Origin of the sequence: Aerococcus tenax (assembly GCF_003286645.3) — a bacterium.
Lineage (GTDB): Bacteria > Bacillota > Bacilli > Lactobacillales > Aerococcaceae > Aerococcus > Aerococcus tenax.
In genome coordinates this window covers 1,382,958-1,401,244 of the sequence record NZ_CP127382.2, presented here as the reverse complement: position 1 = coordinate 1,401,244, position 18,287 = coordinate 1,382,958, and the positions used below count along the sequence as shown (strand labels likewise).

General features: G+C 41.8%; 16 protein-coding genes. 11 read left to right on the top strand and 5 right to left on the bottom strand.

Going from position 1 to position 18,287, the window contains the following annotated elements; translation table 11 throughout:
- Position 1: 1 nt before the first annotated feature.
- On the bottom strand, positions 2-631 hold the full coding sequence (locus tag DBT50_RS06550) for a sigma factor (RefSeq protein WP_060778530.1): 630 nt from the start codon (positions 629-631) through the stop codon (positions 2-4).
- Positions 632-989: 358 nt separating this feature from the next.
- Here DBT50_RS06550 and DBT50_RS06545 point away from each other — a divergent pair, with 358 nt between their 5' ends.
- Together DBT50_RS06545 and DBT50_RS06540 are read left to right on the top strand one after the other, a co-directional pair.
- The gene (locus tag DBT50_RS06545) at positions 990-2,369 is read left to right on the top strand and encodes a CAP domain-containing protein (RefSeq protein ID WP_111852528.1); all 1,380 of its coding nucleotides are present in this window, start codon (positions 990-992) and stop codon (positions 2,367-2,369) included.
- Between the two features lie 85 nt (positions 2,370-2,454).
- Entirely contained in the window at positions 2,455-3,351 is an 897-nt protein-coding gene (locus DBT50_RS06540; protein WP_111852529.1) for a LysM peptidoglycan-binding domain-containing protein, read from the top strand.
- A gap of 27 nt (positions 3,352-3,378) precedes the next feature.
- On the opposite strand, the gene DBT50_RS06535 is transcribed toward DBT50_RS06540, so the two are convergent.
- Positions 3,379-3,921, bottom strand: a complete 543-nt coding sequence (locus DBT50_RS06535; RefSeq protein WP_111852530.1) for a TetR/AcrR family transcriptional regulator — start codon at positions 3,919-3,921, stop codon at positions 3,379-3,381.
- A gap of 253 nt (positions 3,922-4,174) precedes the next feature.
- Positions 4,175-5,689, bottom strand: a complete 1,515-nt coding sequence (locus tag DBT50_RS06530) for an FAD-dependent oxidoreductase (RefSeq protein WP_111852531.1) — start codon at positions 5,687-5,689, stop codon at positions 4,175-4,177.
- A 211-nt stretch (positions 5,690-5,900) separates the two neighbouring features.
- Between DBT50_RS06530 and DBT50_RS06525 the strand changes: the two genes are divergently transcribed.
- The 8 genes from DBT50_RS06525 (at position 5,901) to nrdE (ending at position 15,740) form a co-directional block, all read left to right on the top strand.
- Positions 5,901-6,617 carry a tyrosine-protein phosphatase gene (locus DBT50_RS06525; RefSeq protein ID WP_111852532.1) on the top strand — a complete coding sequence of 239 codons (717 nt, stop codon included), beginning with the start codon at positions 5,901-5,903 and terminating at the stop codon, positions 6,615-6,617.
- Between the two features lie 207 nt (positions 6,618-6,824).
- Positions 6,825-7,697, top strand: coding sequence for a MurR/RpiR family transcriptional regulator (locus DBT50_RS06520; RefSeq protein ID WP_111852533.1), 873 nt, complete (start codon positions 6,825-6,827; stop codon positions 7,695-7,697).
- Complete coding sequence (locus tag DBT50_RS06515; protein ID WP_111852534.1) at positions 7,694-8,386, top strand: N-acetylmannosamine-6-phosphate 2-epimerase; 693 nt, start codon at positions 7,694-7,696, stop codon at positions 8,384-8,386. The genes DBT50_RS06520 and DBT50_RS06515 overlap by 4 nt, the downstream gene beginning before the upstream one ends.
- A gap of 15 nt (positions 8,387-8,401) precedes the next feature.
- Positions 8,402-10,381 (top strand): PTS transporter subunit IIABC, encoded by a 1,980-nt coding sequence (locus DBT50_RS06510; protein ID WP_111852535.1) that lies wholly within the window; start codon positions 8,402-8,404, stop codon positions 10,379-10,381.
- A 71-nt stretch (positions 10,382-10,452) separates the two neighbouring features.
- Positions 10,453-11,598, top strand: coding sequence for an N-acetylglucosamine-6-phosphate deacetylase (nagA, locus tag DBT50_RS06505; protein ID WP_390624495.1), 1,146 nt, complete (start codon positions 10,453-10,455; stop codon positions 11,596-11,598).
- Positions 11,599-12,049: 451 nt separating this feature from the next.
- The gene (nrdF, locus tag DBT50_RS06500; protein WP_111852536.1) at positions 12,050-13,063 is read left to right on the top strand and encodes a class 1b ribonucleoside-diphosphate reductase subunit beta; all 1,014 of its coding nucleotides are present in this window, start codon (positions 12,050-12,052) and stop codon (positions 13,061-13,063) included.
- Positions 13,063-13,491, top strand: coding sequence for a class Ib ribonucleoside-diphosphate reductase assembly flavoprotein NrdI (nrdI, locus tag DBT50_RS06495; protein WP_111821921.1), 429 nt, complete (start codon positions 13,063-13,065; stop codon positions 13,489-13,491). The genes nrdF and nrdI overlap by 1 nt, the downstream gene beginning before the upstream one ends.
- Positions 13,492-13,541: 50 nt before the next feature.
- A complete protein-coding gene (nrdE, locus tag DBT50_RS06490; RefSeq protein WP_111852537.1) occupies positions 13,542-15,740 on the top strand; it encodes a class 1b ribonucleoside-diphosphate reductase subunit alpha in 2,199 nt (732 codons plus the stop codon).
- Positions 15,741-15,833: 93 nt separating this feature from the next.
- Here nrdE and gpmA read toward each other — a convergent pair whose 3' ends face one another.
- Positions 15,834-16,511 (bottom strand): 2,3-diphosphoglycerate-dependent phosphoglycerate mutase, encoded by a 678-nt coding sequence (gpmA, locus tag DBT50_RS06485; protein ID WP_013669780.1) that lies wholly within the window; start codon positions 16,509-16,511, stop codon positions 15,834-15,836.
- A gap of 147 nt (positions 16,512-16,658) precedes the next feature.
- A complete protein-coding gene (locus DBT50_RS06480) occupies positions 16,659-17,327 on the bottom strand; it encodes a 2,3-bisphosphoglycerate-dependent phosphoglycerate mutase (RefSeq protein WP_111852538.1) in 669 nt (222 codons plus the stop codon).
- A gap of 335 nt (positions 17,328-17,662) precedes the next feature.
- On the opposite strand from DBT50_RS06480, the gene DBT50_RS06475 reads away from it, so the two are divergent.
- The gene (locus DBT50_RS06475; RefSeq protein WP_111852539.1) at positions 17,663-18,235 is read left to right on the top strand and encodes an NADPH-dependent FMN reductase; all 573 of its coding nucleotides are present in this window, start codon (positions 17,663-17,665) and stop codon (positions 18,233-18,235) included.
- Positions 18,236-18,287: the final 52 nt, after the last annotated feature.

Below are 18,287 nucleotides of genomic sequence, written 5' to 3'. Positions count from 1 at the left end.
CTCACCCCCTAATCCAAGCAATTAACTGCTGGTATTCTTTAAAGAAAATAATTATGACTGAAATGATAAAGGTTTTACTTCCTTTAATTATTTTTTCAGTTACCGAGAACATCCGGCTCATTTTGCGAATGGGGAGTCGTTTCTTAGTAAAGAGGTGGTCGGTAATGGACCTTTTCTTACTGGAAGCCTCAGAAATATCAATGGCCCGTTCTCTGGTATCCTGGTGTTTAGGAGCTTCGTCGGCTAATTTCTCCAGTGTGATGGAAAAGTCCGCCAAGTCTTCCTTCCAGGATTCGATTTCTGCCTTCATATCGAAATTACTTTGAGCCTTATCATCTTTAGGGTCAAAGCCTTGTTCATGAAGGTCATTCAGTGACTCATCCGCTTCTTGTTGGTTTTCTTGCTTTAAATGAGTTAAGACCCGACTTTTTATCACTAATTTACAAAAGGCGAGGAAGTGGCCCCGGTCTTCATCATAGCGGTCAATGGCCTCATCAAAGGCTAAGAGGGCTACGGAGAAGGCATCGTCATTACCCACTTCCACATAGCGTCCGGTCACTTCCGAAACAGTATTAATAATAAAACCGAAATGCTCCTTGATCAGGGCATCCCGCTGGTCTTTATCTACCATAATTTTCTCTCCTTATTAGCCACTCATCTAAGGAGGGCTGCTCTACTAGATAATACAAAGCGATTATGGATTTTAGGGCCTATTTTATTAAAAATTGACTAGTTAACCTAAAAATTCCTTTATGAAAAAAATAAATTCATTTTAACTATAGCAAAAATGCTGGGAAAAGTATGATTTAAACCTCAAACAAGGATGTTTAAAGCAGTTTTTTTAAAATAAAAGTGCTTTTTCTAAAAATAAATCAAAAAAGGTCCCTAAAGATTTCTTAAGTCTTGTATTAAGTAGTGATAGCTGCCAAGGAATGAAAATCAGCTAATCACAATTTCAAAAATACGGAAGTGAGAAAGGAAGTATTAGAATGGAATTTAATAAGAAATTATTATTAGGATTGAGTGCGGTCGGTTTAGGGGTGTTTGGTCTAAGTGACCAGGTCAAGGCCGATGAATATGATGATTACGATAATATTTATGAAGACTACGATTATGATGACTATGACGATTACGATGATTTTGGCGACTATGACGATGATGACTTCGACTACGATGATTATGATGAAGATTGGGACGATGATGACGATATTTACTATCTTTCACCAAGTCAGCATGCTGCTCCAGCTCCTGCTGCCTATCAGGAAAGCAACGTGGTAAATACCCAATACCAAGTAGAAATTGATGATGACGATGTCGACGACTATGATGACTATGAAGAAGTTAACCATCAAGATTACCAGGTTCAGGCAATTGATGGATCTGCAGCGCTGGAAGCTTCCTTAGCCCATAGCGGTTTAGCGCAAGCGCAAATTCAGGACGTAGAAATTGAAGCGGATGAAGAAGATGGCCGCTTAGTCTATGAAGTTGAATTTGAAAATGGGGCTATTGACTATGAATACTTGATCGACGGCTTGAATGCAGCTGTTTTAGAGTATGAACATGACTCTGAAGATGATGATCCTTATGGTGATGCCCACGATGATGACTTTGATGATGACAAACATGAACATGGTAACGACCAAGATGACGATCTTGATGACGACGTTGACGGACAAGATCAAGGAGACGATTTAGACGATGATCTTAACGATGACGACAGACAAGACAATGATGATGACGATGATGACAGCGAGAAGGGTTACGATAAGAAGTCTAAAGAGCAAGCAGAAGCTCGCCCCAAGCCCCAAGGAAATCCCCAAAGCGACAAAAAAGCTAACCAAGAGCAAGCATCCAATCAAGGTCAAGCAAAGCAAACAGCTAATGACCAAGCAAGTAAGAATCAAGCTCTTGCTGACCCGACTACTAATAGTCAAGCAAGTCTAGACCAAGGAGTCAGCATGGAAGAAGCGGTCGTGGCTCACTTTCATGACTTAGTCAATGCTGAACGGCAAAGCTTGGGCTTAACCAGCCTTTCCTATGGTAATGCTTACCAAGCGGCTTCCGATATCCGGACTAAGGAAATTATTGACGTCTTTTCCCATACTCGTCCCAATGGCCAAGCCTTTAATACTGCTAGCGGATTTGAAGGTGCTGGAAACTATGTCGGTGAAAATATCCAGCAAAGTTATGCTAAGCCTGGTACTAGTCCCCAAGCTATTGCCCAGGACTTATTCGATAATTGGAAGGCTAGTCCAGGTCACTATGAAAATATGATCGATCCTGGCTTCAATTCACAAGCTATTGGTCTAGAATTTGTAAAAGATGGCGACTATATCCTGGTTTATTCAGCCCAAATTCTGGGTCAGTAGCAGCTGATAAGGCTTTTTTCAGTGAAAAAAGCAAATTTCTTATATAATAAGGTCGACATCAGTTAATCAAGGAGGCCTTATTATTATGACCCCAGCAGATAAGAAAAAGACAGCTAAAAGGAATCAAAAAGCCGGAAAAAAGAAAAACCATACAGAAAAAGTAGCCAAGGTTCAAGATCGTGCCTTGGAGGCTATGTTAAAAGAGCCTTTTGTGGAAAAGACGGTGACTGACATTCAAAAAGAAATGAAGCGCCAACAGCGTTATGGCCTTCAGGTCTATGTTAGTCAGTGGGGCGACACCCTGTCTCAATTGGCTCAAGCATCTAAGAAAGATGTCTTGCAATTAATTGATGAGAATGACTTAGAATATGAGGACCGTCTAAATACGGGAACGATTTTGAAGAACTTATGGCCGGTCAAGGTTGGATCTGAAAAAGTTCAAGATCCAAAAAATAGTGCTGAAGAAGCTAGCCCAGACCAAGAGCCAACTGCCAAGCCCCAGGTGCGTTTACTCGACCAAGGAGTCCAAGCCTGGCAAGAAAATCAGCAAGGTCGTCAGCTGGCAGATGAGGACAGCCCGAGAAGACCAGCTAAGCAGCCGAAGGAAAGCGAGAGTGTCATGAGCGATAAAGTATTTTTAGATTTAGTCAATAGGGAACGCCATCATTACGGACTCGTCAATTTAAAGGGCTTGGACCACAAGCATGGCTTTTTAATTCGGGCCTTGAGTGACCAATCCCTGATTTATAGCTATCAAGACTCAAATGGGCGACTAGTGACTGAACTGGCGCTTCGTTTGAATGACCTTGATAAGCCGCTTGATGAAGGGGAAGTCTATCAGTTATTTTCCCGTCAGCCACTTTTTTACCAGCAAATGCTTCAAGGGCTTTACCGCTACCAGGATTTTGACCTAACTTATGACGAGGGCAATCAGACCTGCCAAGTTTACTATGCTTTGTTAACGGAGACTCAGACTGATTAAAAGGGCACAAGCAGCGATTTTTTACGATTAATCGCTGCTTGTTTTTTCGCTTGCTTTGAGAAAATCAGGCATGGAGAATTCAAATAAATCGGCCATTTCTTTGGCTTCCAGGCGCTTTTGTGTATTTAAGCGGTATTGCCAGACACTGGCCCCGCCCCGAGACCAAATGGCTAGGGCAAAGCGCTCTTTTGAATTACTGGGACGTTGAACATTATTTTGATAGCGTTCCAGCCAATAGTCATAAAAGATATCAGAGACGAAATCAAAAAAAGAATTCTGTCCGCGTTCGTTTAACATGACCTGCATAAAAGTGGCATCTTCTTGTCCCATAAAGACTGATAGACCATAGAAAATGTGCCAGGGAGAATCATTACTGGTATCTTGAAAGACTTCCTCGGCTTTTTGACGGTAGTACCAATTGGCTAGGTCAAACTTGTCTTCAAAATGACGGTAGAAGGTAGCCCGGGAAATATGGGCAGCTTGGGCAATTTCAATGACAGTAATTTTCTCAAATGCTTTGTCCTTTAATAGTTTTTCCAAAGCTAAAAAGATAATAATTTTGGTATTCATCAATAGATCCCCTTGCGACAAGAAAGGTGAAATGTCTCATTATGAGGCATTGGCGACTTTGTGATAATTTTATTTTACCATAAGTAATTTACCATTAAAGGGGTATAAAGAAGCGCTTACATTACAAATAATAAAAAAGACCTCCGTCTAGTCTAGGCGGAGGTCTTTTGAATAGAAAAGTCTATCGAATTTTTTAATGCTGAAAATCAAGAATTCAGCAAAAGATGTAAAAATATTGCCTTAGCAAAACAGCTTAGTCTTGTTGAGCGGCGTGTTTTCCAGCAAGTCTCCCAAAGGTTTGAGCACGACTGGCAGCTAGTCCTGGTAATCTTTCACTATAGGATCCGCAGAAGAATCCACCAGAGTCATTACCAGCTGCATAAAGGCCAGGGATTGGATCGTAATTTTTATCAATAACCTGCATATTGGTGTTAATCCTTAAACCATCCAAGGTGCAAAGATTTCTACCGGCTAAATAAACGCCATAGTATGGTCCTTGTTTTATAGGGTGAAGTCTCATTTTTTCCTTGCCAAAATCTTCATCGACGCCTTTTTCGCAACATGCATTATAACGTTCAACGGTTTGGATCAGCTTATCTTTTGGCATTTGTAGTTTTTCAGCAAGTTCTTCTAAGCTATCTGCAACTTGAACAAATCCTTTATCGATATACTTTTCAGTGTTTTCGATTAAGGATTCTTTGCTCAGCATATATCCTGGGAATCCAATACGTGCACAGCCCACCATATGATTTTCTAAAGCGTCATCTCCATAATTAGCGTCAAAGATCATTGCATAGGCATAGTCCGGTTCGTAGGCTGCAGCATTCAAGATATACTCATAAGGAGAGGATTCGTTAGCAAATCTTTCCCCATTTTTGTTTACCTTTAAGAAGGGTTGACTGCCTAGCCAGAGCCAATCTCCGAATTCTTCTGACTCTTTATAGATCTCAGTTGCATCTTCTCCAGGCTTATACATGCCCCTATCAAAGACCAGTTGAGCGGGTTCTTCATCCTTCCATCCACCAACTTTTATGGCTTCGACAATACCATCCCCATTGGCCCTAGGGGAATCATTGGTAACATTTTTCTTAAGAGAGAGGGGATTCCATTTTTCCAAGAGTTCAGTATTAGCAGAATATCCTCCCGTACACAGGATGGTTCCTTTTTTAGCATTGATTTTGAGGTAAATCTCATTTTCAAGGTCGTAAGCGATGATTCCAGTAACTTTTCCGTCTTCTTTATTGATCGATTTCATAGCTAATTTGAAATGAATATCAACACCGAGCTCTTTTAATTTTTCGATGAAAAATGGAGTATAGGGAGATAGTTTCCCCTTGTTATTATCAAGCTCTGGATCATTTTGAGTTGGCCAAGCTTGGTAGCGTAAATTTCTATTAAAAGCATCAGGTTCCGACCGCCAGCTCAGTCCATTGGGCTTTAAGACTTGCTCTTCTGTCCAGTCTACAGTTTCAGCAGAGTGATTGGCCCAGGTATAAATGAGTTTTTGATCCACGCGACCTTGAGCAAAAGCAGTCATGTAATTGACTAAATCATGTTTATCAATATAATTACCAGCTCTTTTTTGCGATTTGGAACCAACAGCCGCAACAGATAAGCGTAACATATTCTCATTTTCTTCTTTTTCAATCAGAATTGTTTTGCTACCAGCTTCAGCTGCTGCAGCTGCTGCTTGCATACCTGCATTACCAGCTCCTACAACCAACACGTCACAATCTAACTCTTTAGCAATTTTCAAGTTAGCATCCATGTTAAATCCTCCCAATCTATTGGTATTCTTTATTATATTACCTACAAAACTTATGATAATATAAAGTAAAATAAGGAAAAGATTCATAATTCTGAAAGTGTCTAATATTGAGACAAAAGCTGAATAATGTCTCATAGGGGTTGTGTACTACTTCAGCCGGCATTTTTGTGCTATTCTAAAGGCAGAGAAATGACCTAGTCGAGAGGAAAGGGTGGGTATTTTGCGTTATCCCTTCAATGAAATTTGTAATTTTCGTGATATTGGTGGCTGTTATAAGGAGTCGGGCCAATGGCTACCCCGGGGCAAGTTTTTCCGGTCTTCTATGCTCTTTGGTGTTGACGAGGCTGACCTTAATTGGCTAAAAGACTTAAATGTTGAAGCCATTATTGATCTGCGGGCCCCTAAGGAAGCTGAAAAACAGCCTAATCCCTATCGAAATCTTCTCAAGGATTATCAAAATATTAACTTAAGTGGGGGCCAGGATGTCGGACGTTCAGCTCAATTGGCCAAAGAAAGTGATGATCCTTATTTTATGGCCATTCGCTATTTGGAATATTGTGATAATTACTCAGCTATTAAAGGGGTTTTTGACCAGTTATTGAGCAATAAGGCCATGGGTTGGGGGACGGTCATCCATTGCAGTGCCGGTAAGGACCGGACTGGGGTGATTACTTATTTGATTTATAAGGCGGCTGGACTTCCCCTAGTGGATATCGTTGCCGATTACCAAGTCTCCTATGCCTATATCAAACATGACCCTAGGATTATTAAGGAAGGCCACATTCAAAATGTGAACCGATCTTATCCAGAAATTATGGAAAACTTTGATCGTGATTTTATGGCTAAATATACGTCCATTGAGAATTATTTCCGTCACTTAGGCTACCAAGATCAGGAAATTGAAGCCATAAAGAATTTGCTGTATTGATTAAGAAAATTTAAGTTGATCTGATTCTTATTTAGTCCTTGCCATTTGGCAAGGGCCTTTTTTTGTGACTAATTTTACTTTCAAGTGGGCAGGAAGATTATGTAAATAGTTGAAAGAAGAACCACTTTTTAAATTAAATATTGAAAATGCATTCACAAAAGTCTATGATTATAGGTGAAAGCGATTACAGCTGGAAAGGAGGGCAAAATGAAAAAGTTTACTGATAGCATTATTCCTTTAATTGAAGCATCTTATGAATCCTTATCCCCTGGGGAGAAAATCATTGGCGATTATTTTATCCAGGCTGATCCAGGCGAGGAGGATTTAGCGGTTGACCAACTGGGTAAGAAACTTCATGTTTCGGATTCCACCTTTACCCGCTTTGCCAAAAAATTAGGTTTCAAGGGCTATCGGGAATTTTTGTTTGAGTACCAGCAAATGCCTAGGCATCGGAGGATCGAGACTTCTAACAAACACACCATGCGGGTGCTTTCGGACTACAATGCCATCATCAATAAAAGCTATAACTTACTTGATGAAAATGATATTCATGACCTAGTGAATGCCTTGATTAATCAAGACCAGATCTATATCTATGGTATCGGCAGTTCTGGACTGGCTGCTCGTGAGTTTAGTCAACGATTGATGCGACTAGGTTTTCCTTGTCAGGCTATTACTGACTACGACTTAATCCGGGTCCATAATGTGGTAGTTAATGCCAAATCATGTGTGCTAGGCTTTTCAGTTTCAGGTCATACAGAGGTCATAAACCAAGCCCTCCATGCGGCCAAGCAAAATCAGGCCTATACTGTTCTATTTACGGCCCATAGCAATGCCAATAAGAATCAGGATTTAGATAACCTGATTAAAATTGCCAGTGTAAAAAACCTTAATTTTGGTAATCGTATTTCTCCCCAATTGCCCCTGATAGTCATGTGTGATGTGATTTATGACTATTTAATGGAAGAAGACCGCTTTAAACGTCAAGCCAACTTCCAACAAAGTTTAAAATCATTAAATGTAAATCCTGATCGCAATAATTTATATATTAAAGAAAAAAAGGAGATTGATAACAAATGAATAAAGCAGAGTTTATCGACCAAGTCTCTGGCGGCTTAATTGTTTCCTGTCAAGCCCTACCAGGCGAACCCCTCTATACCAAAGAAGGAGGCATTATGCCTTTAATGGCCAAGGCCGCTCAGGAGGCTGGAGCGGTTGGTTTACGGGCCAATTCAGTTAGAGATATTAAACAAATCCAGGACGTTGTCGACCTCCCCATTATTGGAATTATCAAGAAAGATTACCCACCTGAAGAACCCTTCATCACCGCTACCATGGATGAAATTGATCAGCTAGTTGAAACGGGTTGTGAAGTGATCGCCCTGGACCTGACTGACCGCAAACGCCATGATGGGCTTACGATCAATGAATTTATCCACCAAATTAAGGAGAAATACCCTGACCAATTATTTATGGCCGATATTTCAACCTTTGAAGAGGGTCTTAATGCCCACCAAGAGGGGATTGACTTTGTCGGAACCACTTTAGCCGGCTATACCGACTATAGTGAAAATATTGATGGACCCAATTATGACTTGATTAGCCAACTGGTTGAAGCCGGTTGTGATGTGATTGCTGAAGGTAAGATTCTCTATCCCAGTCAAGCTAAGAAAATTCAAGACCTAGGCGCTAAAGGCATTGTTGTTGGCGGAGCGATTACCCGACCTAAGGAAATTGCCCAACGCTTTATCCAGGCTTTGGATGAATAATAAGGAGGAACAGTCATGTTTGAAAAATTCTCTAAATTAGGGCAGGCCTTTATGCTGCCGATTGCAATTCTGCCGGTAGCGGGGCTCTTACTGGGACTGGGGAGCGCCTTATCTAATGATGCCGCTCTGGCTCAGTTTCCCTTTTTAGCTAATGATTTTATCCAAGCAGTTTTTACCGTGATGACCATGGCGGGGAATGCCGTCTTTGCTAACTTGCCGTTGATTTTCTCCATTGGGATTGCGGTGGGGCTGTCGGAAGCTGACCACGGGACGGCTGGTTTATCCGCTGGGGTGGCCTTTCTCGTTTATACAGCCACCATTAGTGCCTGGCTGCAACTCTTTTCCGCTCCTGATGCAACGATTGATACCGGGGTGCTGGGCGCCTTGTTAATTGGTTTAACCGTAACCTATTTACATAACCGCTATCGTAAGATTGAACTTCCCCAATTCTTAGGTTTCTTTGGGGGCAACCGTTTTATTCCTATTGTTTCGGCGATAGCAGCCATTTTCCTAGGATCGATTATTTATGTGATCTGGCCACCAATTCAAGAAGCCATGGTGGGCTTAGGTGAACAGATCGCAGCCATGGGAAGTATTGGTTCTTTCTTCTATGGTTTCTTCCTCCGTCTAACAGGTGCGGTGGGTCTCCACCATACCATTTACCCACTATTCTGGTATACCTCACTGGGTGGGGTAGAGACGGTAGCTGGTCAAACCATTGAAGGGGCTCAAAACATTTATTTTGCCCAATTAGCTGACCCTAACTTTACTGGCCTTTATACTTATGGGACGCGCTTCTTTGCAGGGCGTTTTGCGACCATGATGTTTGGTTTACCAGCAGCAACCCTCGCTATGTATCATTCTATCCCTAAGGAAAATCGCCCAGCCAATGCAGGTTTTTATTTTTCGAGTGGACTAACTTCTTTCCTAACCGGGATTACTGAACCGATTGAGTTTTCTTTTCTCTTTGCGGCTCCCTGGTTATATGTGATCCACGCCTTCCTTGATGGGGTGTCCTTCTATATTGCCGATATCCTCCAAATTCGGATTGGTAATACTTTCTCAGGAGGACTGATTGACTTCCTGCTCTTTGGTCCCTTCCAAGGCAACAGCCAAACCAACTGGATCCGGGTGATTCCAGTAGGGATTATCTGGGCGATTCTCTACTATATCGTCTTTAGATTCTGTATTAAGAAGTTCCATGTGACGATTCCTGGGATGGAAATGACGGATGACCAAGCAAAGAGTGGAAAGACGCGCTCGAGTCAATCATCAGGTTCACTCCACGACAAAGCCCTTACCATTATTGAAGGCTTAGGTGGACCGGAAAATATTGACCATGTGACCGCATGTGCTACTCGCTTACGGGTATCGGTTAAAGAAAATGGCAAGGTCAATAAAGACACCCTCAAAAGTTTAGGGGCTACCGGGGTGCTTGATGTCAAGAACGGTATCCAAGCCATTTACGGGGGTAAGTCGAATATTTATAGCGCTGAGATTAATGAAATTTTAGCTGATTCCAATTTTTCCAAGGCAACTGAAGCCATGAGTCTCTTTACACCAGTGGCAGGCTCCCTTTATAATTTAAGTGAAGTGAATGACCCAGTCTTTAGCCAAGGAACGATGGGACAAGGATTAGCCATTCGCCCTGAAAGTGACCAAGTGATTTCTCCTGTCAATGGGGTTGTAACCAGCCTATTCGAAACGGGCCATGCTATTGGTTTAACCAGTGAAGAGGGCATTGAAATCCTCATTCATATTGGTTTAGATACCGTGGAATTGAAGGGGCAAGGCTTTACTCCAACAGTTAAACAAGGCGACAAGGTAACTATTGGTGACCATCTGATCACTTTTGACCGCCAAGCCATTGAATCTGCCGGTTATGATACTTCGGTAATTCTTGTGGTAACCAATACGAGTGACTATGACCAAATTGAAACGGTGGCTAATGGGGAGGTCGGTCCTGGAGATGAGATTATCCGCTTGCATAAGTAGCTCACTTCTTGGGGATTGGTGTGAAGGATTAGGTTTCCATTTCAAAGGAAAAGCATATTGAAAGGGTGTTAGTGATGAAATATATCAAGGCAAAGGCCATCTTATTAGCTGACCACAAGGAAGAGGAGGCCTATCTAATCGTTAATGATGATGGAACTTTTGGTCAGGTGGTTAAGGCGGTTCCCGACCAGGCAGAAGTGATTGATTATAGTGATAATATCCTAGCTCCTGGTTTAGTGGATACCCATATCCATGGCTTCCACGGTTACGATGTTATGGACAAAGACCCAGAAGGCATTGAGGTGATTTCTAAGGGGCTCTTATCTTGTGGGGTGACCTCTTGGCTACCAACCACCTTAACCGATACCAGTGAGAACTTAACCACAGCCTGCCAAGTAATCGCTCAAAGTAAAGACCAAGTCTCCGGTGCTAAAATTCGGGGAATATTCTTTGAAGGCCCCTTCTTCACCGAAGAACATAAGGGCGCCCAAAATGAGAACTATATGTCTAACCCTGATATCGAAAAAGTAAAGACCTGGTTAGAGGCTTCTCAGGGACTCCTCAATAAATTAGCCTTAGCACCAGAGAGGCAAGGTGTTGTAGACTTCATCCCCCAAGCTGAGGCCTTAGGAGTTCATATTTCTCTCGGACACTCGAATGCGACTTACGATCAAGCCAAAGCTGCTGTTGAAGCTGGTGCTCATTTAATTAACCATACCTATAACGGCATGAGTGGGCTCCACCACCGTGAACCTGGTTTAGTAGGAGCAGCACTGACTTTAGATAACTTATATACCGAATTAATCTGTGACGGTTTCCACGTTAAACCTGGGGCTATTAATGTCGTCTTAAAGGCTCGGAAGAAAAGCGAAGTAGTGCTAATTACAGATTGTATGCGGGCAGGCGGCATGCCAGAAGGCCCCTCAATGTTGGGTGAACTTCCGGTTATCGTTAAAGACGGGGCCGCTCGTTTAGTTAACGGCGGTAACTTAGCAGGTTCTATCCTTACCCTAGCTAAGGCCGTGGAGAATTTGGTGGCCTGGAACTTAGTTTCCTTAGAAGAAGCCGTCCAAATGGCTTCCTATAATCCTGCCAAGTCAGTAGGGGTTGAAGACCAATGTGGCCAAATCAAAGCAGGGCTGGACGCGGACTTCATCGTTCTCAATGACCAAGGGCAATTACAAGCCACTTATCTCAATGGAGAAAAAGTTTATTAATCATAGTGAATGAAAGAGGCTAGGGCGAAAGCTTTTAGTCTCTTTTTAATCGAATAAGTTTTAGTGACGTGGACGCACGTTACACTCTTTTCTAAGCTAGGCTTATTGTTTTTATAAGTCTAGCTTTTTTGTGGCTAATATTTAAAAGATAAAGAAGTAATTGTTTGTTCTTTGATCGCTTTTAGCTAAGGTTTTATACAAAAATTGTATTGGACATCGCCTTTTTCATGAAAATAATTTACCCCCTTGACAAAATAATCTCCCGTGAAAATGCTTATCGAAATAAGCTTGGATTCTAGTGAAATTTTTCGCTTATGCTTTTGTATTTTTACATACACAATATAATGTAGGTGTTTACTTGTTAACCACTATATATTGTGCTAATTTATTCTATGCCAGATCGCATGCATGTAGTCCTGGAAAATTTTAACTGAAAAGTGGGATAGAAATCATGACAAAAAATTATTATGATCGGTCCGTGTCGCCGGTAGAATATGCCTATTTTGACCAAAGCCAAAATATGAGAGCCATCAATTGGAACAAAATAGTTGATGAAAAAGATTTAGAAGTTTGGAACCGGGTTACCCAAAACTTCTGGTTGCCTGAAAATATACCCGTTTCTAATGACCTCCCGTCGTGGAATGAGCTCGATGATGATTGGCAACAATTAATTACCCGAACCTTCACCGGACTCACCCTGTTAGACACTGTTCAAGCCTCGGTCGGGGATGTGGCTCAGATTAAGAATTCCCTCACTGAACAAGAACAAGTGATTTATGCTAATTTTGCCTTCATGGTGGGTGTTCACGCCCGTTCTTATGGAACAATTTTTTCTACCTTATGTACTAGTGAGCAAATTGAAGAAGCCCACGAATGGGTGGTAGATAATGAAGCGCTCCAAGCCCGGCCCAAAGCTCTGATTCCTTTCTACACCGCTGATGATCCCCTAAAATCTAAAATAGCTGCTGCCTTAATGCCAGGTTTCTTACTTTATGGGGGCTTCTATTTGCCATTTTATCTGTCAGCCCGGGGCAAATTGCCGAACACCTCAGATATTATCCGCCTCATTTTACGGGATAAGGTGATTCATAATTTCTATAGTGGTTATAAATATCAATTAAAGGTTGCTAAATTAAGCCCGGAAAGACAAGCCGAAATGAAACAATTTGTTTTCGACCTATTAGATAAGATGATTGGCTTAGAAAAAACTTATTTACGCCAACTCTATGACGGCTTTGGGTTAGCTGATGAAGCCATTCGCTTCTCCTTATACAATGCTGGTAAATTCCTACAAAACTTAGGCTATGAGTCACCATTTACCAAGGAAGAAACGCGGATTGCTCCAGAGGTCTTTGCGCAATTATCTGCACGTGCCGACGAAAATCATGACTTCTTCTCAGGAAGTGGGTCATCTTATATTATTGGAACAAGTGAAGAAACACTAGATGAGGACTGGGATTTCTAATGAAAGAATTAATTGTATATTTCTCAACACAATCAAATAACACCCACCGTTTTGTTCAAAAGTTGGACGCCGAATCCATCCGTATTCCTATTGATGAGGAAGAACGGATTAAGGTGGATGAAGACTATGTTTTAGTCGTACCTACTTATTCAGGCGGCAAAGTCACGGATGCCGGGCAGGTCGATGCCCATGGCGCTGTGCCTAAGCAGGTTATTCACTTCCTCAATGACCCTGATAATCGCAAACACTGTCTCGGGGTGATTTCATCTGGCAATACCAACTTTGGTGATTCCTTTGCCATTGCCGGGCCGGTGATCGCTTATAAATTAAAGGTTCCGCTCTTATATCAATTTGAACTGATCGGTACCAAAGAGGATGTTGAAGAAGTTAACCGCATTATTAGCGAAACCTTTAATGCTGACCAATAAGCAAGTGCAAGCCAAGCCCTAGTGGTGATTATTGAAAGGAGTATGTCTTAATGACATTCAAGCAAGAGGAAAACTACCTGTCACTGAATGCTTTAACCCGTTTTAAAGACCAAGCAGGTCACTATAATTTTCAAGCCGATAAAGAAGCCGTAGCTGTCTACATGAGAGACTATATCCAAGCCAAGACCAAGACTTTTGCTAACTTGGATAGTAAGTTGGACTATCTTTTTGAAAATAACTACTATGAAAAGGAAGTCTTTGACCAATATTCTAAAGACTTTATCCATGAAATCTACCAATGGGCAGAAGACCAAAATTTTGCCTTTCCTAATTTAATTGGGGCCATGAAATTCTATTCCGCCTATGCGCTGAAGACAGATGATAAGGCTTATTATCTAGAAACTTATGAAGACCGGGTGATTGCTAATGCGCTCTTCCTAGCCAATGGCGACCAAGACTTAGCCAAGGATTTGGCAGCTGATATCTTGTCTAATCGCTTTCAACCGGCGACCCCTACCTTTCTCAATGCGGCTAAGAAAAGACGGGGTGAATATATTTCCTGTTATCTCTTAAGGGTAGAGGACAATATGGAATCCATTGCTAGAAGTATTGCCACCAGTCTGCAATTATCCAAAAGAGGCGGGGGCGTAGCACTCTGCTTGACTAATTTGAGAGAGACCACTGCCCCTATTAAGGGAATGGCCAACCAGGCCTCTGGGGTTGTGCCCGTGATGAAACTCTTAGAAGATTCATTTTCCTATGCTAACCAACTAGGACAACGGCAAGGAGCAGGGGCGGTCTACCTCCATGCCCACCATCCGGATATCCTTAAATTCCTGGATACCAAAAGAGAAAATGCTGATGAAAAGATTCGGATTAAATCCCTGTCTTTAGGTGTTGTGATTCCAGATATCACCTTCCAACTCGCTAAGGAAAATAAGGACATGGCGCTCTTTTCACCTTACGACATTCAAAAAGTATACGGCAAGGCCATGTCAGATATTTCCATTACCGAAAAATATGACGAGTTATTGGCTAATCCAGCCATTCATAAGGACTTTATTTCAGCGAGAAAACTTTTCCAAGTCATTGCGGAACTGCACTTTGAATCAGGTTATCCTTATTTAATGTTTGAAGATACGGTTAACCGCCGCAATCCTCATAAGAAAAAAGGGCGGATCGTGATGTCCAATTTATGTTCAGAAATTACCCAAGTATCTACTCCTTCCAGCTTTAATGAAGATCTTTCCTTCCGTACTATCGGGGAAGACATTTGTTGTAACCTGGGTTCGCTCAATATCGCCAAAGCCATGGATCAAGCCCCAGACTTCGGCCACTTAGTCAGCCATGCTATCCAGGCCTTGGACCGCATTTCGAGAAAGTCTGACCTAGAGTCTGCTCCATCCATTAAGAAGGGTAACCAAGCCAACCATGCTGTTGGTTTAGGGGCTATGAACTTACACGGTTTCTTAGCTACCAACCATATTTACTATGATTCAGAAGAAGCAGTAGACTTTACCGACATGTTCTTCTATGCACTAGCCTACCATGCCTTCAAAGCCTCACATGCTTTAGTGAAAAAACATGGACCTTTTGCAGGCTTTGCTGAATCGGAATATGCGGATGGGTCTTATTTCAAGAAATATACTGAATCAAGGGTCCAACCTAAGACAGAAAGAGTTCGTCAATTACTCAAAGATTACGGCTTGCAGTTGCCAAGCCAAGAAGACTGGCAAGCCCTCGCTAAGGCTATTCAAGAAGACGGTATCGCTAATGCCCACCTGCTGGCAGTCGCTCCCACGGGGTCGATTTCCTACCTGTCTTCATGTACACCGAGCTTGCAACCAGTGGTTTCACCGGTAGAAACCCGTAAAGAAGGTAAATTAGGTCGGGTTTATGTTCCTGCTTATCAGATTGATAATGACAACTATGCTTATTATCAACGAGGAGCCTATGAAGTCGGTCCCCAAGCCATCATTGATATTGTGGCAGCTGCCCAAAAACATGTGGACCAAGCTATCTCCTTAACCCTCTTCATGTCTTCGGAAGCGACCACCCGTGATTTGAACCGGGCCTATATCTATGCCTATAGCAAGGGCTGTTCCACCATTTACTATGTTCGCGTCCGTCAAGATGTTTTAGCCGGCAGTGAACATTTAGAAAGTGATGAAGTGGTCTCTGCAGGTCCAACGTCTCCAGACCGTTCGTCCTGCAATGGCGACTCGGAATGTGAATCCTGTATGATCTAGGCGACCCCCCTAGTGAATGAATAATTAAAAGCATGTAAAAAAGCAGCTCCTATCTCGAAAAGGGAAGGAGCTGCTTTGATTTACTCGAAATTATTATTTATGTAAAACTGTCTTGTTAACAACATTGAGGTTTTCGTCGATGTCATAAACGATTGGTTCGCCAGTAGCGATTTCAACGCCCATGATGTCGTCATCGGAAATGTTTTCAATGTGTTTGGTTAGGGAACGTAAGCTGTTACCATGTGCCACAACTAAAACATTTTTGCCGTCTTTTAATTCTGGAGCAATGTGGTCTTCCCAGTAAGGAAGGGTACGATCAAGGGTATCCTTTAGACATTCACCAGCAAGCATGTGGCGGGTGTCTAAGTGGTCATAACGATGGTCAAAGGCTTGTTCACCGCTAGCTTGTGGAGGACGTACATCGTAGGAACGACGCCAGATATGAACTTGTTCATCACCATATTTTTCAGCGGTTTCAGCTTTATTTAAACCTTGTAAACCACCATAGTGACGTTCATTTAAGCGCCAATTTTTTTCTACTGGTAAGTAGAGGCGGTCCATTTCTTCTAAAACAATGTTACAGGTTTGGATAGCACGGGTTAGTACGGAAGTATGTACAGAATCAAATTCAATACCCGTTTCTTTTAAATCTTGACCCGCTTTAGCCGCTTCTTTACGACCGTTTTCACTTAATTTTGGATCTAACCAACCGGTAAAGACATTGGCTAAGTTTAATTCACTTTCACCGTGACGAATGAATACTAATTTCATTTTTTTCCTCCTAAATAATTCTTGCAAAACACCATGGCCTAGACCATAATATCTCACTTTATTCTTATTTTACTTGAGAAAAGCGCAGAGGGCAATAGCTTTTAAAAGAAAGTGATTATATTCACCAAGTTAAAAGCTAGCCTGTGATTATGATAGGATCTCCTTTTTTTGAATGTGGAAGTCGTGGTCAAAATGGTAGACAATAGGAAGAGCATTGGCGATTTCAATTTGGCTGGCTTCTTTGGGATCCAAGTCTTCAATGACTAGGGTCAAGGCCCGTAAGAGATTACCGTGGGAGACAATAAGCACATTTTTCCCCTGTTTAATTTGGGGGATGACTTGGTCTTCTAGGTAAGGCAGTAAGCGGGTTTGGGTATCCTTTAAACTTTCACTTTGTGGAAGGCTTTGACTATCTAAAAAGGGGTAGCGCTCGCTCAGTTGGCTATCAGTAGCCAGGGGAGGGCGGACATCATAGGAGCGGCGCCAGGCGTGGACTTGGTCTTTTCCAAACTTTTTCCGAGCTAGGTCTTTATTCATCCCTTCTAAAGCTCCATAATGGCGGCCATTTAAGCGCCAAGATTTTTGTAAGGGCAGGTAGAGTTGATCCATGGCTTCCAAAACGAGGTTGCTGGTTTGGATAGCCCGGCTTAAAAGCGAGGTGTGGATAGCATCGATATTGTATCCGGCAGCTTTCAGACGGAGCCCCGCAGCATAGGCTTGGTCCTTTCCTTTTTGGGTGAGTTTGGCATCGTACCAACCAGTAAATAAATTATTTAAATTGGAGCTACTTTGCCCATGACGCAGTAATATAAGCATAAGCTTACTCCTTCCATTGATTTTTTCCTCTCTATTTTAAATAAAAGCTTCTTTAAAGTAAATTCTCACTCCAATCATTTTATGGGAGAAATCTTTTCATTAAGTTAAGGATAAAGCCAATAAGAAATACCAAAAATTGTACCTTGTTATTGGCTTGGTGAAGCGCTTTATCCTGCCAAAGCCAGTCTTTAACAAGCATTCTAGGGGCTTCTAATGATTGGCTAAAAAGAAGATAAAAAAGATAGGCATCTTACTTGCTTTTATAATTCAATGTTAATAAAGTTAATATAGTTTAATTTTAATAAACATTATTTTAATGTAGAGAGGGAATTATTATGGCAAAAAAAGTTGTAGTTTTAGTAGGTAGTTTACGTGAGGGATCCTATGCACGCAAGATTGCTAAAAATGCGATCGACATGTTTAGTGACGACTATGATGCTGAAATTCTTGAAATTCGTGACTTACCTCTATATGATGCTGACTATGATGATGCTGAAATGACTAATAAACCTTTACCAGAAAGCTATGTAAGCTTCCGCCAAGCCATTAGTGATGCCGCTGGGATATTATTTGTAACCTCTGAAAATAACCGCACCATTCCTGCCTGCTTAAAGAATGCTGTTGATGTGGCTTCCAAACCTAAGGGTGCAGTGGCTTGGACTAATACACCTGCAGCGATTATTTCTCATTCAGTAGGGGCTATGGGTGGTTACAGCGCTAACAAGAACTTACGTCTGGCTTTATCTTACTTCGTGATGCCAACTATCCAACAACCTGAAGTCTTCTTGGGTCATTCGGCAGACCTCTTAGACGAAAACGGCAAGTTTAAACAAGAATCAACCATCAAATTTGTTCAATCATACATTGACCAATTCGAAGACTTAATGGCTAAAAATCCTAAAGCCTAGTATAGATTTTGATTTTAAATAAATAGAGTGGATGAGCATTCGTTTTACTTTT

What these genes read in the sequence shown, in the direction of transcription:
- DBT50_RS06550 (WP_060778530.1), bottom strand. Translation starts at nt 631, where the DNA reads ATGGTAGATAAAGACCAGCGGGATGCCCTGATCAAGGAGCATTTCGGT.
- DBT50_RS06545 (WP_111852528.1), top strand. Translation starts at nt 990, where the DNA reads ATGGAATTTAATAAGAAATTATTATTAGGATTGAGTGCGGTCGGTTTA.
- DBT50_RS06540 (WP_111852529.1), top strand. Translation starts at nt 2,455, where the DNA reads ATGACCCCAGCAGATAAGAAAAAGACAGCTAAAAGGAATCAAAAAGCC.
- DBT50_RS06535 (WP_111852530.1), bottom strand. Translation starts at nt 3,921, where the DNA reads ATGAATACCAAAATTATTATCTTTTTAGCTTTGGAAAAACTATTAAAG.
- DBT50_RS06530 (WP_111852531.1), bottom strand. Translation starts at nt 5,689, where the DNA reads ATGGATGCTAACTTGAAAATTGCTAAAGAGTTAGATTGTGACGTGTTG.
- DBT50_RS06520 (WP_111852533.1), top strand. Translation starts at nt 6,825, where the DNA reads ATGAAAAAGTTTACTGATAGCATTATTCCTTTAATTGAAGCATCTTAT.
- DBT50_RS06515 (WP_111852534.1), top strand. Translation starts at nt 7,694, where the DNA reads ATGAATAAAGCAGAGTTTATCGACCAAGTCTCTGGCGGCTTAATTGTT.
- DBT50_RS06510 (WP_111852535.1), top strand. Translation starts at nt 8,402, where the DNA reads ATGTTTGAAAAATTCTCTAAATTAGGGCAGGCCTTTATGCTGCCGATT.
- nrdF (WP_111852536.1), top strand. Translation starts at nt 12,050, where the DNA reads ATGACAAAAAATTATTATGATCGGTCCGTGTCGCCGGTAGAATATGCC.
- nrdI (WP_111821921.1), top strand. Translation starts at nt 13,063, where the DNA reads ATGAAAGAATTAATTGTATATTTCTCAACACAATCAAATAACACCCAC.
- nrdE (WP_111852537.1), top strand. Translation starts at nt 13,542, where the DNA reads ATGACATTCAAGCAAGAGGAAAACTACCTGTCACTGAATGCTTTAACC.
- gpmA (WP_013669780.1), bottom strand. Translation starts at nt 16,511, where the DNA reads ATGAAATTAGTATTCATTCGTCACGGTGAAAGTGAATTAAACTTAGCC.
- DBT50_RS06480 (WP_111852538.1), bottom strand. Translation starts at nt 17,327, where the DNA reads ATGCTTATATTACTGCGTCATGGGCAAAGTAGCTCCAATTTAAATAAT.
- DBT50_RS06475 (WP_111852539.1), top strand. Translation starts at nt 17,663, where the DNA reads ATGGCAAAAAAAGTTGTAGTTTTAGTAGGTAGTTTACGTGAGGGATCC.